Source organism: Caulobacter soli (assembly GCF_011045195.1).
Taxonomy (GTDB): domain Bacteria; phylum Pseudomonadota; class Alphaproteobacteria; order Caulobacterales; family Caulobacteraceae; genus Caulobacter; species Caulobacter soli.
On record NZ_CP049199.1, the window covers coordinates 3,678,876 to 3,695,119 of the forward strand.

Annotated in this window: 15 protein-coding genes and 1 pseudogene; 7 read left to right on the forward strand and 9 right to left on the reverse strand. The window is 68.7% G+C overall.

Annotation, left to right across the window (positions count from 1 at the left end; all coding sequences use genetic code 11):
- Positions 1–62: 62 nt before the first annotated feature.
- On the forward strand, positions 63–641 hold the full coding sequence (gene folE, locus G3M62_RS17240; protein ID WP_165189127.1) for a GTP cyclohydrolase I FolE: 579 nt from the start codon (positions 63–65) through the stop codon (positions 639–641).
- Here the strand turns inward: folE and G3M62_RS17245 are convergent.
- From G3M62_RS17245 to G3M62_RS17270, 6 genes are all read right to left on the reverse strand, one after another.
- The gene (locus tag G3M62_RS17245; RefSeq protein WP_246263307.1) at positions 638–1,573 is read right to left on the reverse strand and encodes a LysR family transcriptional regulator; all 936 of its coding nucleotides are present in this window, start codon (positions 1,571–1,573) and stop codon (positions 638–640) included. The two genes, folE and G3M62_RS17245, sit on opposite strands and share 4 nt — an antisense overlap.
- Positions 1,574–1,622: 49 nt before the next feature.
- The gene (gene lldD, locus G3M62_RS17250) at positions 1,623–2,777 is read right to left on the reverse strand and encodes an FMN-dependent L-lactate dehydrogenase LldD (protein ID WP_165189131.1); all 1,155 of its coding nucleotides are present in this window, start codon (positions 2,775–2,777) and stop codon (positions 1,623–1,625) included.
- 49 nt (positions 2,778–2,826) lie between these two features.
- Positions 2,827–3,165, reverse strand: coding sequence for a YciI family protein (locus G3M62_RS17255; RefSeq protein ID WP_246263309.1), 339 nt, complete (start codon positions 3,163–3,165; stop codon positions 2,827–2,829).
- Between the two features lie 286 nt (positions 3,166–3,451).
- Positions 3,452–5,011 carry an alpha-N-arabinofuranosidase gene (locus G3M62_RS17260; RefSeq protein WP_205691880.1) on the reverse strand — a complete coding sequence of 520 codons (1,560 nt, stop codon included), beginning with the start codon at positions 5,009–5,011 and terminating at the stop codon, positions 3,452–3,454.
- A gap of 65 nt (positions 5,012–5,076) precedes the next feature.
- A complete protein-coding gene (locus G3M62_RS17265; RefSeq protein WP_165189140.1) occupies positions 5,077–6,879 on the reverse strand; it encodes an IlvD/Edd family dehydratase in 1,803 nt (600 codons plus the stop codon).
- A 378-nt stretch (positions 6,880–7,257) separates the two neighbouring features.
- Positions 7,258–8,004 carry a FadR/GntR family transcriptional regulator gene (locus G3M62_RS17270; RefSeq protein ID WP_165189143.1) on the reverse strand — a complete coding sequence of 249 codons (747 nt, stop codon included), beginning with the start codon at positions 8,002–8,004 and terminating at the stop codon, positions 7,258–7,260.
- A 192-nt stretch (positions 8,005–8,196) separates the two neighbouring features.
- On the opposite strand from G3M62_RS17270, the gene araD1 reads away from it, so the two are divergent.
- The 4 genes from araD1 (at position 8,197) to G3M62_RS17290 (ending at position 11,984) form a co-directional block, all read left to right on the forward strand.
- Positions 8,197–9,192, forward strand: a complete 996-nt coding sequence (gene araD1 / locus G3M62_RS17275; RefSeq protein ID WP_281360063.1) for an AraD1 family protein — start codon at positions 8,197–8,199, stop codon at positions 9,190–9,192.
- 147 nt (positions 9,193–9,339) lie between these two features.
- On the forward strand, positions 9,340–10,449 hold the full coding sequence (locus tag G3M62_RS17280; protein ID WP_165191351.1) for an aldose epimerase family protein: 1,110 nt from the start codon (positions 9,340–9,342) through the stop codon (positions 10,447–10,449).
- 108 nt (positions 10,450–10,557) lie between these two features.
- Entirely contained in the window at positions 10,558–10,980 is a 423-nt protein-coding gene (locus G3M62_RS17285; RefSeq protein WP_165189146.1) for an Ohr family peroxiredoxin, read from the forward strand.
- Positions 10,981–11,060: 80 nt separating this feature from the next.
- Complete coding sequence (locus tag G3M62_RS17290; RefSeq protein WP_165189149.1) at positions 11,061–11,984, forward strand: LysR family transcriptional regulator; 924 nt, start codon at positions 11,061–11,063, stop codon at positions 11,982–11,984.
- A gap of 20 nt (positions 11,985–12,004) precedes the next feature.
- Here G3M62_RS17290 and G3M62_RS26985 read toward each other — a convergent pair.
- Both G3M62_RS26985 and G3M62_RS17295 read right to left on the reverse strand, forming a co-directional pair.
- Positions 12,005–12,122: pseudogene (locus G3M62_RS26985) on the reverse strand (hypothetical protein); the annotation flags it as partial.
- A 14-nt stretch (positions 12,123–12,136) separates the two neighbouring features.
- Entirely contained in the window at positions 12,137–12,607 is a 471-nt protein-coding gene (locus G3M62_RS17295; protein WP_165189152.1) for a carboxymuconolactone decarboxylase family protein, read from the reverse strand.
- A gap of 251 nt (positions 12,608–12,858) precedes the next feature.
- Between G3M62_RS17295 and G3M62_RS17300 the strand changes: the two genes are divergently transcribed.
- On the forward strand, positions 12,859–13,293 hold the full coding sequence (locus tag G3M62_RS17300) for a cupin domain-containing protein (RefSeq protein WP_165189157.1): 435 nt from the start codon (positions 12,859–12,861) through the stop codon (positions 13,291–13,293).
- 117 nt (positions 13,294–13,410) lie between these two features.
- On the forward strand, positions 13,411–13,842 hold the full coding sequence (locus G3M62_RS17305; RefSeq protein WP_165189160.1) for a helix-turn-helix domain-containing protein: 432 nt from the start codon (positions 13,411–13,413) through the stop codon (positions 13,840–13,842).
- A 675-nt stretch (positions 13,843–14,517) separates the two neighbouring features.
- On the opposite strand, the gene G3M62_RS17310 is transcribed toward G3M62_RS17305, so the two are convergent.
- Positions 14,518–16,059: a tryptophan halogenase family protein gene (locus tag G3M62_RS17310; protein WP_165189163.1), complete on the reverse strand. Its 1,542-nt coding sequence runs from the start codon at positions 16,057–16,059 to the stop codon at positions 14,518–14,520.
- Positions 16,060–16,244: the final 185 nt, after the last annotated feature.

Genomic DNA, 16,244 nt, shown 5'->3' on the forward strand with positions numbered 1-16,244 from the left:
TCAAGCGGAACTCCACGCCATCCTGAGGCTATAGTGATGCAAAGCCCCAGGGAGACGCCTCGATGAGTCCTGCCAAGCCGCCCGTGCCCGACGACGTGCAGGACGCCGTCCGCACCCTGATCCGCTGGACCGGCGAGGACCCCGAGCGCGAAGGCCTGGTCGACACGCCCTCGCGCGTGGCCCGGGCCTGGAAGGAATATTGCGAGGGCTATGACGAGGACCCCGGCGTCCACCTGTCGCGGGTGTTCGAGGAGGTCGGCGGCTACGACGACATCGTGCTGCTGAAGGACATCCCGTTCCAGTCGCACTGCGAGCACCACATGGCCCCGATCATCGGCAAGGCGCACATCGCCTACCTGCCACGCGACCGGGTGGTGGGCATCTCCAAGCTGGCGCGGGTGCTGCACGGCTTCGCCCGCCGGCTGCAGGTGCAGGAGCGCCTGACCGCCCAGATCGCCGACTGCCTGTGGGACAATCTCAACCCGCTGGGCGTGGCCGTGGTCATCGAGGCCAGCCACGCCTGCATGAGCGGCCGCGGCGTGCGCACCCCGGGCGTGGCGATGAAGACCAGCCGGATGATGGGCGTGTTCCGCGACGACGAACGCTCGCGGCGCGAGATCTTGTCGCTGATGGGGTTCTAAAGCGCCGAGCTCGTTCCGAACGGCCGCAGGTCATTGCTCCGCGCCGCCGCCAGCTCCTGCAGCCAGGCCCGCACCGAGCGCACACGCGCGGTGGCAGCGACCTCGCGCAGGGTGCTGACCCAGAACCGGCGGCGCAGCAGCACGCTGGGCGCCACCCGCACCAGATCGCCGGCCAGGAAGCAGGGCAGCACCCCCACCCCGCCGCCGGCCTGGATGATCTGGCGCTGGGCCACGATCGAGGAACTGGCCAGCGCCGCCTGCAGTCCCGGGCCGACCTCGTCGAGATAGTTCAGCTCGGTCGTGTGGAGCAGGTCTTCGACATAGCCGACGATCTGGCAGCGCCTCAGGTCCTCGGCGCGGGTCAGCGGCCCCACCTCGGCCAGATAGGCCGGCGCGGCGTAGACCGCCAACTGGTAGTCGGTCAGGGGCTCGACCAGCAGGCGCCGGTCGGTCGGCGCGCTGAGGGTGACGGCCAGGTCGACCTCGCGCCGGGTGGGCGACAGGGCGTCGGCGTTGGCGGCCAGCTCGATGCGCAAGGTCGGGCGGCTGCGGCGAAAGGCCGGCAAGGCCGGGGCCATCACCTGCACGCCGAAGCCCTCGGCGACGCTGATGCGCACGGTGCCCCCGGCGGCTTCCGGATCGCCAGAGCGCGCCGCCAGGTGCATCGCCGCCTCGGCCTGCAGCCCCGCCTCCAGCAGGCGCGCGCCCGTGCTGGTCACCTGCAGCCCGCTGGACGATCGCACGAACAGCGTCGCCTTCAGCGAGGTCTCCAGCCGCGCGACCCGGCGGCTGACCGTGGCCGTGTCGACGCCCGTCCGCTGGGCGGCCACGCTGAACGAGCCGGCCTGGGCGGCGGCGACGAAATAGCGAAGATCGTCCCAGTCGAACATGCTGGGAAGGTCGCCCGTGGGCCTGCGATATTGCAACGACATTCTTGCATTATCGCAGGCGCGACGGGGCCGACGGCGAAGGGCGCGGACCTTATCGGTCGCCCCCCAGTCCATTTGACGCCAGGATGGAGCGGTCGATCTGGCCCAGCGTGTTGACCCCGGTCAGGGCCATGGCCACGCGCATTTCCTTCTCGATCAGGTCCAGCAGTTGGCTGACGCCCGGTCCGCCGCGCGCGGCCAGGGCGTAGACCCAGGCCCGGCCCAGCAGCACGCCCTTGGCGCCCAGGGCCAGCATCCGCACCACGTCCAGCCCCGAACGCACGCCGCTGTCGGCCAGCACGGTCAGGCGATCGCCCACGGCCTCGGCGATGGCGGGCAGAGCGCGGGCCGAGGACAGCACCCCGTCCAGTTGCCGGCCGCCGTGGTTGGACACCACGACGCCGTCGGCCCCGATGTCGGCGGCGGCCCTGGCGTCCTCGGGATCGAGCACGCCCTTGATGATCAGCGGCCCCTTCCAGAGGTCGCGGATCCAGTCCAGGTCCTTCCACTGGATCGACGGGTCGAAGTTCGCCCCCAGCCAGCCCATGAAGTCTTCCAGGCCCGAGGTCTTGCCCAGCACCGGCGCCACATTGCCCAGGGTGTGGGGGCGGCCCATCAGGCCGACATCCCAGGCCCAGGCGGGTTTGAACGCCGCCTGCATCAGCCGCCGCGCCGCGGCGTTGGGACCGCTCATGCCGGAATGGGCGTCACGATAGCGGGCGCCGGGTACGGGCATGTCGACGGTGAACACCAGGGCCGTGGCGCCCGCGTCGGTCGCCCTGGCCAGCAGGTCGCGCATGAAGGCCCGGTCGCGCAGCACATAGAGCTGGAACCAGATCGGCGACGGGCTGGCCTTGGACACCTCGGCCAGGTCGCAGACCGAGACGGTGGACAGGCAGAACGGCACGCCCTTGGCGGCCGCGGCCTTGGCCGCCTGGCACTCGCCGCGCCGCGCGTACATGCCCGTCAGTCCCACCGGCGCCAGGGCGACCGGCAGGGCCTGGTAGTGGCCGAACAGGGTAGTCGAGGTATCGACCTGGGAGACGTCCTTCAGCACCCGTTGGCGGAGGCTGAGGTCGGCCAGGTCCGAGACGTTGCGGGCCAGGGTCCGCTCGCCATAGGCGCCGCCGTCGATATAGTCGAACAGGAAGAGCGGCAGCTTGCGCCGCGCCGCCTCGCGAAAGTCGGTGGTCGAGGAGACGATCACTGTGGAGGCGTCTCCGCCGGGCTAGCCGCGGCCGATGGCGATCCCCGCCTCACCCCTGCCCCGGGATCGGCAGGCGTTCCATGATCTCCACCGAGTCCCCCGGGAAGATCGCGAAATGCGGGTGGTTCTCGAACATCGCCGCCGCCGCTTCGTGGGACTCGGCCTTCACGAGGATGTAGCCGCCGACCAGATTGCGAATGTCGCTGACGCCGGTCTTGGAGACCTTCTTGGTCTTGCCCACCGGGCCGCCGTGTTCGACCACCGCCTCGGCGTGATCGGTCATCCACTGGCCCCAGGCCGCCATGCCCTTGGCCATGGTCTCCTCGCTGAGCGCGCTCATGTCGACCGGTTCGGCCGAGCCCATGTAGAGGGCCAGGAACGTCTTCATCGCCATCTCCCTTGTTGGCGTCCGGTCCAAGCCTAGCGCGTTCCCGGCGAGACGGGACATGAAAGATCAGCGACGGCGTGGGGACATGCCCAAGGGCATGTCCCCGTCTTCAGCCTAGAGCGCCTTTTTGGTTTGCACAGGGACGCCCGCTGTCATCTCCGTCTTCCCGGCGAAGGCCGGGACCCAGATTCACCCGGAGCGGCTCGTGGGTTTCACCTGGGCCCCGGCCTTCGCCGGGGAAACGGGGAAATTTAAGCCCCGCGATTCAATGTGAAGCAAATCGGCGCTAGTTCAGGTCCAGCACCGCCACCGACTTGCTCGGCAGGGTCGCGGTCAGCACGTCGCCCTTGATCGAGGCTCCCGTGAAGACCGTCGGCTTCACCGCGTCGGGCGCGGCGAAGGTGTTGTGGGCGCTCATCGCCCCGGCCGTCAGCACCCGGCCCTTGGCGGTCTTGCCCGCCACGCCCGACAGCTTGATCGTCACGGTCGCCGACTTGTTGGGATCCAGATTGACCAGCGCCACATGCACCACGCCCGCGGCGTCCCGGCCCGCCGAAGCGCTGACCGCCGGCACGCTGGACTTGCCCAGCGTATAGGCCGGGCTGCTGATCTCCAGCGGCAGCGAGGTCGCGCCCTGGAACGGCTTGTACAGGTCGAACACCCAGTAGGTCGGGGTCAGCACCATCTTGTCGCCGTCGGTCAGGATCATCGCCTGCAGCACATTGACCATCTGGGCGATGGCCGCCAGCCGCACCCGGTCGGCGTGCTTGTGGAAGATGTTCAGCGTCGCGCCGGCCACCACCGCGTCGCGCATCGTGTTCTGCTGGTAGAGGAAGCCCGGATTGCTGCCCGGCTCGACGTCGTGCCAGACGCCCCACTCATCGACATAGAGGCCGACCTTCTTGTCCGGGTCGTACTTGTCCATGATGGCGCTGTTCCTGGTGACCAGCTCGTCCATCTTCAGGGCGGCGACCATGGTGTCGGCCCACAGCTGCTCGTCGAACTGGGTGGCCGAGCCCTTCTTGTCCCAGTGGCCGGTCGGGATGACGTAGTAGTGCAGGCTGAGCGCGTTCATGTTCTTGGCCGCGCCGGCCATCAGGGTCTCGGTCCAGGCGTAGTCGTCGCTGTTGGGGCCGCTGGCCACCTTCACGGTGCTGGTCCCCTTGGGCACGCGCACGAACTCGGCGAAGTTGCGATAGAGGTCGGTGTAGTGGGCCGCCGTCATCTGGCCGCCGCAGCCCCAGTTTTCGTTGCCGACCCCAAAGAAGTCTAGCTTCCAGGGCTGGTCGCGACCATTGGCGCGGCGCTGGTTGGCGATCGTCGATTTGGTGGGCGAGACCATGTACTCGACCCACTCGGCCATTTCCCGCGGCGTGCCGGAACCGACATTGCCAGCGACATAGGTCTTGGCGCCGATCAGCTCGGCGAAGTTCATGAACTCGTTGGTGCCGAAGCTGTTGGGCTCCTCCACCCCGCCCCAGAGGATGTTGACCTTGGTCGGGCGCTTGTCGCGCGGGCCGATCCCGTCGCGCCAGTGATAGTCGTCGGCGAAGCAGCCGCCGGGCCAGCGCACCACCGGCACATGGATCTGCTTGAGCGCCGCGACCACGTCGTTGCGATAGCCGTTGGTGTTGGGGATCTTGCTGTCTTCGCCGACCCAGACGCCCTCGTAGATGCCGCGTCCCAGGTGCTCGGCGAACTGGCCCTGGACCTCTGGCTGGATCACCGGTCCCGGCTGGTCGGCGCGCAAGGCGCCGGTGACGACGGTCTGGGCGGCGGCGCCCGAGGCCAGCATCATGGTAGCGATACCATAAACAAGCGCACGCTTCAGTGTGGTCAGCTTCACGATAGTCTCCCTAAGGCTCGCCGTTGGCCGGCGTTGGTGTTCGGTAGGTTTGGATCGGCGCCGGATCAGTGGTTGTCGCGCGGCAGGCCCTTGGTCTGGGCGATGCGCTGGTACTTGACCGCCGGCTCCAGCACCGCCCCGGTCTCCATCTGGCCGACGATGGCCCGCTGGATCTCCTGCCAGGGCGTCTGGCTTTCCGGATATTTGAAGCCGCCGGCCGCCTCGAGCGCCTTGCGCCGCGCGACGATCTCTTCCGGCGTGACCAGCACATCGACCCGCGACTTGCGCAGGTCGACCCGCACGCGGTCGCCGGTCTTCAGCAGGGCCAGGCCGCCGCCGGCCGCCGCCTCGGGCGAGGCGTTGAGGATAGACGGCGAGCCCGACGTCCCCGACTGGCGCCCGTCGCCGATGCACGGCAACTGATGGACGCCCTTCTTGATCAGGTAGTCGGGGGCCCGCATGTTCACGACCTCGGCCGCGCCGGGATAGCCGATCGGTCCCGCGCCGCGCATGAACAGCACGCTGCGCTCAGTGATGCCCACGGCCGGATCGTCGATGCGATGGTGGTAGTCCTCGGGACCGTCGAACACCACCGCGTCGCCCTCGAAGGCGTCCGGATCGTCGGGGTCCGACAGGTAGCGGTCGCGGAACTCGGCGGTGATCACGCTGGTCTTCATGATCGCCGAATTGAACAGATTGCCGCGCATGACCACGAAGCCGGCGCGCTCGACCAGCGGCTTGTCGAACGGGCGGATCACCGCCTCGTCCTCGATCGCCACGCCCTTGCAGGCCTCGCCGATGGTCTGGCCCGACACGGTCAGGGCGTCCTCGCGGATCAGGCCCTGGCCGATCAGCTGATTGACCACCGCTGGCACGCCGCCGGCCCGGTAATAGTCCTCGCCCAGATATTCGCCGGCCGGCTGCAGGTTGACCAGCAGCGGCACTTCCTCGCCATAGGTCTGCCAGTCGTCGACGGAGAGTTCCACGCCCATGTGACGGGCCAGGGCGTTCAGGTGGATCGGGGCGTTGGTTGAGCCGCCGATCGCCGAATTGACGACGATGGCGTTGAGGAAGGCGTCGCGGGTCAGGATGTCGGACGGCTTGATGTCCTGCTGGGTCAGTTCGACGATCCGCAGGCCGGTCTCGTAGGCGTTCTGCTGCCGGTCGCGGTACGGCGCGGGGATGGCGGCCGAACCGGTCAGCGACATGCCCAGCGCCTCGGTCAGCGAGTTCATGGTCGTGGCCGTGCCCATGGTGTTGCAGTAGCCGGTCGAGGGCGCCGAGCTGGCCACCAGCTTGATGAAGCCGGCGCGGTCGATCTCGCCGGCCGCCAGCAGCTCGCGCGCCTTCCAGACGATGGTGCCTGAGCCCGTGCGCTGGCCCTTGTGCCAGCCGTTCAGCATCGGGCCGACCGACAGGGCGATGGCCGGGATGTTCACTGTCGCGGCGGCCATCAGGCAGGCCGGGGTGGTCTTGTCGCAACCGATGGTCAGCACCACGCCGTCGATCGGATAGCCGTACAGGGTCTCGACCAGGCCCAGATACGACAGGTTGCGGTCCAGGCCCGCGGTCGGGCGCTTGCCGGTCTCCTGGATCGGGTGGACCGGGAACTCCAGGGCGATGCCGCCGGCCGTGCGGATGCCTTCGCGGATGCGCTCGGCCAGGACCAGGTGGTGGCGATTGCAGGGCGACAGGTCGCTGCCCGTCTGAGCGATGCCGATGATCGGCTTGCCCGACTGCAGCTCGTCCAGCGAGAGGCCGAAGTTCAGGTAGCGCTCCAGGTACAGCGCCGTCATGTCCGCGTTGTCGGGATTGTCGAACCAGGCGCGCGAACGAAGGGCGCGGGGCGGGACGGCGGCAGAGCTCATGACGGTCCTTGGCAGGCGAACAGCGGGAGGACCAGGCGGGATTTCGGTGGTTTGTTTCGCCTCGCGGCGGCGCGACCGACAGCTCGCTTTGTTTCATCCCTGTTTATTTGTCTGACTATACCGACAATAGAATGCCGTCAACGCGAGAGGGGCGCGCCGGAGCTCCGACGCGGGGTCCCGAAATCCATCCAAATTCCACAACGGCGTGTTGTCCGACGATAGCGCGCCCCCTCTCCCCTTGCGGGAGAGGGTGGCCTCGCGAAGCGAGGTCGGGTGAGGGGTCGATGGCGGGCCTAACCGCGCACGACGTCAGGCGTCTGAGAGACCCCTCATCCGTCGGTCTTCGACCGCCACCTTCTCTCGCAAGGGGAGAAGGACCTAATCCCCGATCGCCGCCCGGGTGTCTTCCAGCGCCAGGCCCACCAAGCGCTCCATCGCCTGTCGCGCCTGGTCAGGCCGGCCGGCGGCGATGGCGTCGAACACCTTCCAGTGGTCGGGCATCGGGTCGCGCGGCAGCTCGCGCTTGCGCTGCTTGAAGATCGTAGTCCAGCGCACGGCCGCGCCGATGCTGCTGCTCAGGGTGAACAGCGGCGCGTTGCCGGTGGCCTCCAGCACGGTGTCGTGGAAATCGCGGTCGGCGGCCTGGCCGGCCTCGGTGGCCAGGGTCTGGCTCTCCATCTGGATCAGCGCCTTGCGCATGCGCTCCAGCTGGGCCTCGTCGCGGCGCTCGGCGGCGAAGGCGGCAGCGGCCGGCTCGACGATCATTCGCAGCTCGAACAAACCTTTCAGCAGGTCCTCGCTGGGTTCGGACGCGAAGCACCAGGCCAGGACCTCGGGGTCCAGCAGGCTCCAGCGCGTGCGCTCGGTGACCCGGGTGCCGGTCTTGGGACGGCTTTCGACCAGACCCTTGGCCGACAGGATGCGGATAGCTTCGCGATAGGCGCTGCGCGAGACCTGCAGCTGTTCGCTGGCGTCGATTTCGTTGTTGAGGATGTCGCCCGGCGCGTACTGGCCCGAGACGATGGCCACGCCCAGGGTGCGGGCGATCGAGCCGTGGATCCGGCCGCCGGACGCCCCGTCGCGCGCCGGCTCTGCGTCCACACCCTTGCCCTTCCGTCTCGCCACGCCCGCTCCGCTTCCTGCGCCGTCCCGCCGATCCCGACGCCGCGCGACTCTAGCGAGACAGTTTGTCCGACCACAAGGAGTTTCGGGCCGACGATATCGACCGCCAGCGGCGCTGGCCACTGTTTGACAGCCGGTGGCAGATCGTTATTTGTCTGACTAAACAGTCTAGCCCATCGAAAGGTCGCGACAGCCATGGTGCTGCGGTTCGTGCAACTGAAGGAACAGGACGGGGCGCGGATGCTCGCGGCGGTCAACGACGCGGGCCTGGCCCGCCGCGTCGAGGTCGCCGACACCCTGCTGGCCCTGGCCAACGCCGCCCTGGCGTCCGACGCGACCCTGGCCGAGGCGGCCCAGGCCACCCCGCTGGGCGTCGAGATCGACATCCCCGCCGCCCTCGCCGAGGGCCGGGTGCTGGCCCCGATCGACCACCCCGATCCCGCCCACCTGATCCTGACCGGCACCGGCCTGACCCATCTCGGCTCGGCCGAGGGACGCGACAAGATGCACAAGGCCGCTCAAGCCGGAGAGAGCCTCACCGACTCCATGCGGATGTTCCTGATGGGCGTCGAGGGCGGCAAGCCCGCCGCCGGCGCGGTCGGGGCCCAGCCGGAGTGGTTCTACAAGGGCGACGGCTCGCACGTGGTCGGTCCCGGCGCGCCCCTCGCCTCGCCTGCCTTCGCCCAGGACGGCGGCGAGGAGCCCGAGATCGCCGGCGTCTACCTGATCGGTCCGGACGGGACGCCGTATCGCCTGGGCTTCTGCCTGGCCAACGAGTTCTCCGACCACGTCATCGAGCGCGGCAACTATCTGTGGCTGGCCCACTCCAAGCTGCGCCAGGCGGCCCTCGGCCCCGAACTGCTGACCGGCGAACTGCCGGCCGACGTGCGCGGCGCCAGCAGGATCCTGCGGGGCGGCCAGGTGGTCTGGGAAAAGCCGTTCCTCTCGGGCGAGGCCAACATGTCCCACACGATCGCCAACCTCGAGCATCACCACTTCAAGTACGACCTGTTCCGCAAGCCGGGCGACGTGCACGTGCACTTCTTCGGCACGGCCACCCTGTCGTTCTCGGATGGCTTCCAGACAAAGGTCGGCGACGTGTTCGAGATCGGCGCCGCGCCGTTCCTCTACCCCGCCCGCAACGCCCTGGCCCAAGCGCCGGACAAGCCGGTGGCGGTGCGCAGCCTGTAGGACGGCTTCGGATTGCACCGCGACGATTTGTCGGACTATACGAACAGACAGACGGCCGACAGAGCCGCGACATCGGACAGACGAGGAAACCTCATGAAGCTTCTGCCCCGCGCCCTGCTGGCCGCCGTCGTCGCCACGCTCCCCGCCATGGCCCTGCCCACAAGCGTTTGGGCCGCCGACTACGCCCGCGCCCCGTTCGGCAAGACGCCGGACGGCGTGGCGGTGGAAGCCGTCACCCTGACCAACGCCAAGGGCGTCAGCGCCACGGTGATCACCTACGGCGCCACCCTGCAGTCGCTGATCGCGCCCGGCCGCGACGGAACCAAGGCCGACATCGCCCTGGGCTTCAAGGACGCCCAGGCCTACGCCAAGAACGCCAGCTATTTCGGGGCCTCGGTCGGTCGCTTCGCCAACCGCATCGGCAAGGGCCGCTTCACCCTGGACGGCAAGACCTACCAGTTGGCGCTCAACAACAACGGCGTCGCGGCCCTGCACGGCGGGGCCAAGGGCTTCGACAAGCGGGTCTGGGCGATCACCGACATCAAGCGCGGCCCGGTCGCCTCGGTCACCTTCACCCACGTCAGCCCCGACGGCGAGGAAGGCTATCCCGGGACCCTGACCGCCACGGCGACCTATGCTCTCGACGAGCAGAACAATCTGACAATCCGATACGGCGCGACCACCGACAAGCCGACCATCGTCAACCTGACCAATCACGCCCTGTTCAACTTGGCCGGCGAGGGCTCGCCCGACGGGGCGATGGGCAATGTCCTGACCCTGGCGGCCGACGGCTACACCCCGGTCGACGCCGAACTGATCCCGACCGGCGAGGTCACGCCCGTGACTGGCACCCCGTTCGACTTTCGCACGCCGCACGTGGTCGGAGAGCGGGTTCGCGACGCCCGCGATCCCCAGATCGTCGTCGGCCGGGGCTACGACCACAACATGGTGCTGACCGGCAAGGCCGGCGGCGCCCCACGCCTGGCCGCTCGCCTGGCCGATCCCAAGAGCGGCCGGGTGCTGGAGATCCTCAGCGACCAGCCGGGCATCCAGCTCTACACCGGCAACTTCATCGACGGCACGCTGGTGGGCAAGAGCGGCCGGATATACCGCCAGGGCGACGGCGTCGCGCTGGAGCCCCAGCATTTCCCCGACGCCCCCAACAAGCCGGCCTTCGCCCCGGTGCGGCTGGATCCTGGCCAGAGCTACAGCAACACCATGGTGTTCAGGCTGACCACGGACGGCAAGCGCGATTAGGCCCTTTCCTGCACCAGTGAAGCGCTCGCCTGGCGGATAATCCTGGCGGCGCGTTCGGCCTATCCGTGAGTTGCGGCGAACCGTCCGTCGCGCCACGGAGCGCCGAGCATGCAAGTCCTCTATTCCACCCAGGCCACCGCCCTCGGCGGACGGGCCGGATGGGCGGCCAGCGTCGACGGGGCGCTGAAGGTCAGGCTGGCCAGGCCCCGGGCCCTGGGCGGAGCAGGCGACGCCGGCGCCACGCCCGAGCACCTGTTCGCCGCCGGCTATGCCGCGTCCTTCCTGGAAGCCCTGCGCGCCGCCGCGGCCGAGACCGACGCGGTGATCGTCGAGGACGCCAATGTCACGGTCACCGTCGGCGTCGGCCGCCCCGAGGGCGAAGACGGCCTGGCGCTGGACGTGTCACTGTCGCTGGACCTGCCCGACCTCGACCGCGAGACCGCCCAGGCCCTGTCCAGCCGCGCCCACGCCCTGTGCCCCTATTCCCGCCTCCTGCGCGAGCGGCTGGAGCCTCGCACCGCGATCACCTGAACCTCTTTCAGGACGCCGCCCTTGAGCTTGGCCCCGCAACAGTCTTCGATGAGCCGACTCACGGGGCTCAAGGAACGACCATGCCGCATCTGCCGGATTTCGAGGCCTGGGCGATCTTCGCCAAGGTCGCCGAGAAGGGTTCGTTCTCGCTGGCGGCCGAAGAGCTGGGCCTGGCCAAGACCACCGTCTCCAAGGCCGTCACCCGGCTGGAGGAGCGGATGCGCACCACCCTGCTGCACCGCACGACCCGCAAGCTGTCGCTGACCGAAAGCGGCCGATCCAGCCTGGAGCGCGCCCTGCGCATCCTCAACGACGGCGAGGCCATCGAGGCCGAGATCCTGGAAGAGGCGGCGATCCCGCGCGGCCTGGTGCGCCTGGCCTCGACCGCCGCGTTCGGCGTCCAGACCCTGGCGCCGCTGCTGCCGGAATTCCTCAAGCGCTATCCGGAGGTCGAGCTGGACTTCCACATCAGCGACGACAAGCTGGACCTGATCGCCGACAGCTACGACGCCATCGTCAAGGTCGGGCAGTTGGCCGACTCCTCGCTGCGCGCCACCCGACTGTTCTCCCACCGCCTGCCGGTCGTCGGCGCGCCGGCCTTCTTCGACAAGTACGGACGCCCCGAGCATCCGGAAGATCTGCTGAAGATGCCGCTCATGGTCTACACCCACATTCGGGAAGCCCAGGACTGGCGCTTCTTCCATCCCGTGCACGGCGAGCACCTGGTGCAGGTGCAAGGCGCGATCCGGATGAACAACGGCATGGCGGCCGTGCCGCTTCTGATGGCGGGCCTGGCCGCGACGCTGCAGCCCGAGGTCTACATCTGGAACGAGCTGCGGGACGGACGGCTTGAAGAGGTTCTCAAGGAGTGGACCCTGGTGCCCGTGCCCGTGCACATCCTGACGCCGCCGGGTCGCGCCCGGCCGGCGCGCGTGCGGGTGCTGATGGAATTCCTGCGCGAGCGCTTCGCCCAGCAGCCGTGGGCGCACGGCATCGAGCGCTAGAGTCTAAGGGCGGTCGCGCCCAGGGGCCGCCCTCGTCCTTCGACAAGCTCAGGATGAGGGCTGCTTTCAGCGGCGGGTGAACTCGAATTCCTCATCCTGAGCCTGTCGAAGGACGAGGAATTCGCGCACGGGCGCCACAAGTCTTCTAAGCTCTAGGCGTCTTGGGCGGCCGCCGCCACGGCGGCTTGCGGCGGCACGCGAAAGCTGATGGCCAGGCGGTTATAGGTGTTCATCAGGCCGATCGCGATGGTCAGGTCCGACAGCTCCTTGTCGCTGAATTCCTCGGACGCGGCCTGGAACTCGGCATTCGGCACGGCGGTGTCGGCGACGCGGGTCACGGTCTCGGCCCAGGCCAGGGCGGCGCGTTCGCGGGGCGTGAACACCGAGCCAGCCTCACGCCAGGCCTGGACCAGCACCAGCTTGTCGACCGCGACCCCGTCCTTGAGGATGTCGCGGGTGTGCATGTCGATGCAGTAGGCGCAGCCATTGATCTGCGAGACGCGCAGATAGACCAGGTTGACCAGCGGACCGGGCAAACCCGACTGCAGGATGTAGCCATAGACGCCGCCGAGGGCCTTCACGCCGGCGGGGGCGACGACTTGATAGTCGAGACGTTGGGACATGGGCGTTCTCCAGATCTTGGGGCGGGCGTGACGCCCTGGCGGCGCTGATCCTCGGCGACCCGGGGCCGGAGGATGAGAGCCAGTCGGCCACAGGATTGACGCCGGATGCGCGTGGTCGGAACCGCCCCTCCCCCGCGCGCCGCCCCGCTCGCCAGCCATTCCATCGGTTTTTGAATACTTCCGCTGCTTTTCGACCATTCGAGGGATCGCGCGCGGCGCATGTTCGGGTCACGCTTCCTCAGGAAACCCTCATGTCCAAGCCCCATTCCCACAGCGGCGCGCGCGGCGCCCTGCTCGGCGCCGTCCTGGCCCTGTCCGCCGCGATCGGCGCGGCCGGCGCGCACGAAACCGTCAAGCCGCTGTTCCAGCAGGCCCTGCCCAACGTGCCCGGCAAGACCTTCACCACGGTGATCGTCGACTTCCCGCCCGGCGTGGAAGCCGTGCCCCATCGGCACGGCGACGCCTTCGTCTATGCCTATGTGCTGAGCGGCGTGGTTCGAAGCCAATTGGAGGGCGAACCGGTCAAGACCTATCAGGCCGGCCAGTTCTGGTCCGAACCGCCCGGCGCGCATCACCTGGCGACCGTCAACGCCAGCGCCACGGCGCCGGCTCGCCTGCTGGTCACCTTCGTCGCCGACACCGGCGTGGCGCTGAAGGTGGACGACGCTCCGGCCGCCGCGCACTGAGCGCGTTTCGATTAGGTCGCTTTCGGCAACAGTGAAGCGCCGCCTTGGTCGATTATCGGTGAACGCCGGTCGCCCTATCCCTGTCTCCAGGCAATCACCTTGTTTGGAAACAACGACATGGACGGGTTCAAGACTTCGGCGACCGGCTTTGGCGCTCTCTCGGAAACCACGATGGCGAGCCCGGCGCGCGGCGGGCTCGCGCCCTGGCAGGTGCGGGTGCTGAACGCTCACATCGACGCCAATCTCGATGGCGAGATCCGGGTCGAGGAGCTGGCGGGCCTGGTTCGTCTCAGCGTCAGCCACTTCGGCCGGGCCTTCAAGCAGACCTTCGGCCGCACGCCCCACGCTCACGTCATCGCCGAGCGCGTCGAACGCGCCCAGGGCCTGATGCTGGAGACCACCGAGCCCCTGGCCCAGATCGCCTTCGCCGTCGGCCTGTCCGACCAGAGCCACCTGTCCCGCCTGTTCCGCCAGGCGACCGGCGAAAGCCCCTTCGCCTGGCGCCGCGCCCGCTGGACCCCCGCCGCGGGCGGCGTGACCCTGCAGTGAGCTTTCTTGAACCCTCTCCCCTCTGGGAGAGGGCTCAAGAAAGGGGGACAGAGCTCGGTCTGTCCTTGGCTCATTCGGATCAGAACCCAATACAATCAGCACTCTAAACTTTCTCGACCCAATCTTGTCCTCGGCGCTCAAAACCCCCGCATCCTAGTCCTCGCCCTGTCGCAGGGGAGGACGTCCGGCCGGCGACCTCGACGTGCGGCGGGGGCGGTCGAGCGGGAAGCGTCCGTCGGCCGGTTGCGTGGGGCCCATCGGGTCGGTCGGCGGAACGTGGGGGTCCTGGAAGGGGCCTCGGGCGGTCCGGACCGGACGGCGGGAACACCCTCACGGAGCCGAACGGCGAAACGCGGCAGGCATGGGCTGAAATCGCCCATGCGGTCCGGACGGGGTACGTCGCCCCTCCGCCCGCCGGGGGCCTCCATCGGAGCGGGTTAAAAATCCGCGATCCGAAGGCTCTCGAGCACAGGCCGCGCGGAGCGCCCGTGACGTGTCGAAACGGTACTCTCCAACAACTCTACACCGGGCGCGCCCCGGACGCTCCGCCGCCTCCCCAACCCGCCGGGCCATTCCGGCGGAAGCGCGCCGACGCGCGCCACAATCACCTCTCCACACGCCCGACATCCCGGCGAAGGCCGGGATGTCGGGCGTGTGAGGTGGCTTCGGAGCCCCTCACGTCCTGGCGTAGTACGCCTCGACCAACTTCCGATGCGGCGGCAAGTGCTTGAGCGCTTCACGGGCCGCCTCGGCCACCTTGGCGAAGCTCTGCTGGGCCACCGCGCCCTCGTCATAGCGCCCCTCGACCGGCTTGAAATCGGTGGCCGCGTTCATGCCGTAGAGGATGTACTGGTAGCTGGACGGCAGGAAGGTTTCGAGATCGACCAGGAAGTCGAAGCGCGACACCGGACGATGCTTCCACTGGGCCAGCAGGTCGCGCAGGGCCTCGGGCCAGGTGGCCGGATCGGCGTTGTCGCGCCAGTAGGGCTCGTCGCGCTTGGTCAGGCAGTAGTGCAGCTTGAGGAACGAGACGATCCGCTCGAAGCGGCCGACCATGGCGGCGTTGAAGGTGCGGGCAGCGGCGTCGCGAGCGGTGCGGTCGCGCAGCGGAAAGACCTCGGCGATCATGGTCGCGGCCACCTCGATCAGCATGATGCCGGTCGATTCCAGCGGCTCGAAGAAACCCGCCGACAGGCCCACGGCCACGCAGTTGCCGATCCACTGACGCTCGCGATAGCCGGTCTGGAACTTCAGCAAGCGAGGCGTCAGACCATCGCCGGCCTTGCCGACATAGCCGCGCAGCACCTCCTCGGCCCGGGCCTCGTCGGTGTGGCGGCTGGAGAACACGTAGCCGACGCCCCGGCGGCTATCCAGGCCGATGTCCCAGGTCCAGCCGGCCTCGTGGGCGGTGGACAGAGTGTAGGGATTGATCGGCGCGTCGGGGGTCTCGTAAGGAACCTGGATCGCCAGGGCGCGGTCGTTGAACAGCACGTCGTCGACGCGCTTGAACGGCGCGCCCAAGGCCTCGCCGATCAGCAGGGCGCGGAAGCCCGAGCAGTCGACGAACAGGTCGCCCTCGATGGTCCCCAGCTCGCCGGCCTGGATCGAGGCGATGTCGCCGGTCATGTCGCGGGTGACGCCGTCGACCTTGCCCTTCAGGTGCGTGACGCCAGCCTCGACCGCCACGCCGCGCAGGAAGTCGGCGAAGCGCGCGGCGTCGAAATGGTAGGCATAGTTCATCGGTCCCTGGAAATCGGGGTCCTCCAGGCGCTTGGGCGCCCGCCCCTCGCCGATGATCGCGCCTTGCGTCGTCACCGCGTCGGCGAACGGCAAGGTTGAGCCGCCCTGGTGGTCCAGCAGCCAATAGGGCGACATGTCGCGACCGTTGGGACGCAGGGGCAAATTGAACGGGTGAAAGTATTCGGAAGATTTCCCGTTTTCCGAACGGCGTTCCCAATCCACGAACCGGACGCCCTGCTTGAAGGTCGCCGAGCTCTCGCGCAGGAACCGCGCCTCGCTGACGCCCAGCTCGGCCAGGGTCGAGCGGATGGTCGGAAACGTGCCCTCGCCCACGCCGATCGTGGCGATGTCCGGAGCCTCGATCAGGGTGATCCGGGCGCCGTCCGGGCGATCGGCGCCCAGGCGCTTGGCCAGATAGGCGGCGGTCAGCCACCCGGCCGTGCCGCCGCCGACGATGACGATGCGGTTCCCGGTCATGAGCACGGTCCCTTGGAAGCGTCGCGAGAGTCCGACGAAAGCCCGAGTCGGCCGCGAAATCTCACTCTGGATTTGGGCGAAAAGAAAAAGCCTGGGTGACGGTCAGGAGGGCCGTCACCCAGGAGAGCGCAGGTCTGGGAGGCAATACGCTCTAAAGATAGCGGAGCGACGCCCCGGGGGGAGGT